General features: G+C 75.0%; 1 protein-coding gene and 1 pseudogene. Both read right to left on the reverse strand.

What is annotated here, in order from left to right:
- Positions 1 to 551, reverse strand: a 551-nt coding sequence (locus ETD96_RS44155) for a biotin transporter BioY (protein ID WP_138642402.1), incomplete at its 3' end; no start/stop codon positions are given.
- A 69-nt stretch (positions 552 to 620) separates the two neighbouring features.
- Positions 621 to 837, reverse strand: a pseudogene (locus ETD96_RS44160) (spermidine synthase); the annotation flags it as partial.

Below are 837 nucleotides of genomic sequence, written 5' to 3' on the forward strand. Positions count from 1 at the left end.
GGCAGGAGCCCTGCGGCCAGCAGGACCTTCAGCGCGTCGCCGGCCAGGAAGGGCGTGACGCCGAGGTCGAGCGCGGTGGCGAGGTCCACGTGCAGGTAGGCCATCAGGTAGGGGACGCCGGCGGCGTACATGATGGCGGTTCCGGCGAGCATGGTCGCGACGGTGCGCAGCGGGGTGCGGTCGCCGCCGCGGCGGGCGAGGTGCCCGACGGCGGCGCCGGCGACGATGAACCCGAGGATGTAGCCGAAGCTGGCGAAGCCGGCGCCGGAGGCCCCGTCGGTGAACCAGGGGACGCCGGCGAGGCCGGCGAGCAGGTAGACGAGCATGCCGAGGGCGGCGCGGCCGGGGCCGAGGGCGGCGCCGGCGAGCAGCACCGCGAAGGTCTGCCCGGTGACGGGGACGGGGGTGCCGGGCAGCGGGACCGCGATCTGCGCGGCGATGCCGGTGAGTACGGCGGCGCCGATGACGAGGGCGGTGTCGCGGGCCAGGGCACCGGGCAGCAGGTCGCCCAGGACGGCGGGGCGCCGCTGGGCTGCGTGGGCAGTAGCCACAGATCCTCCCAAAAAGGTTTTGTCAGGCCGAAACCTAGCGAATGCACTTTCCGGGACGAACAGCGCGGGCTACAGAAACGGGCGGTCCGGCTTTGTCGGGCGCGCCGCGAGGTACACGATGTCGGGTTCGCCGCGGGGCACCGGCACCGGTCTGGCCTCGACGCGGGCGAACCGGTCGCGCAGCAGCGCCTCGAACGCGGGGGCGGCGCCGGCGCTCCACACCGCCAGGACGCCGCGGGGGGTGAGCATGCGGGCGAGCAGGTCCAGGCCGGTGGGGGCGTAGAGG

Origin of the sequence: Actinomadura geliboluensis, from assembly GCF_005889745.1 — a bacterium.
Lineage (GTDB): Bacteria > Actinomycetota > Actinomycetes > Streptosporangiales > Streptosporangiaceae > Spirillospora > Spirillospora geliboluensis.